Source organism: Streptomyces olivaceus (assembly GCF_000721235.1).
GTDB lineage: Bacteria > Actinomycetota > Actinomycetes > Streptomycetales > Streptomycetaceae > Streptomyces > Streptomyces olivaceus.
Window position 1 is genome coordinate 1 of the sequence record NZ_JOFH01000140.1, and the last position, 395, is coordinate 395.

The 395-nt window shown below is 67.1% G+C and carries 1 protein-coding gene; it reads left to right on the plus strand.

Annotated elements, in window-relative coordinates; all coding sequences use genetic code 11:
• Positions 1-200: 200 nt before the first annotated feature.
• The coding region (locus IG94_RS39500; protein ID WP_043485765.1) for a polyketide synthase docking domain-containing protein at positions 201-395 on the plus strand (195 nt) is incomplete at its 3' end.

The window sequence follows — 395 nt, forward strand, 5'->3', positions numbered from 1 at the left end:
CGGCAGGTCTTCACCGAACGGCTCCGGAAGCTGCTCGACCAGCACGCCGAGGACTCTCAGCGCTCCGGGGACTCCGCAGTTGACGCGGCGTCGGATGCGCGCGCCAAGGACCTCACGTCAGCCACCGATGACGAGATGTTCCACCTGATCGACAACGAACTCGGCATCGCCTGAGGCTGAGGTAGAGAGGTTTCGACTCGATGAACGTGGAAGACAAGCTCCGGTCCTATCTCAAGCGTGTGACGGCCGACCTGCAGCAGGCCCGGGAGCGACTGCGGGAGTTCGAGTCCCGGGCGGACGATCCGGTGGTGGTCGTGGGGATGGCCTGCCGCTACCCCGGCGGCGTGCGCTCACCCGAGGACCTGTGGCAACTGGTCGCCGACGGCACCGACGCC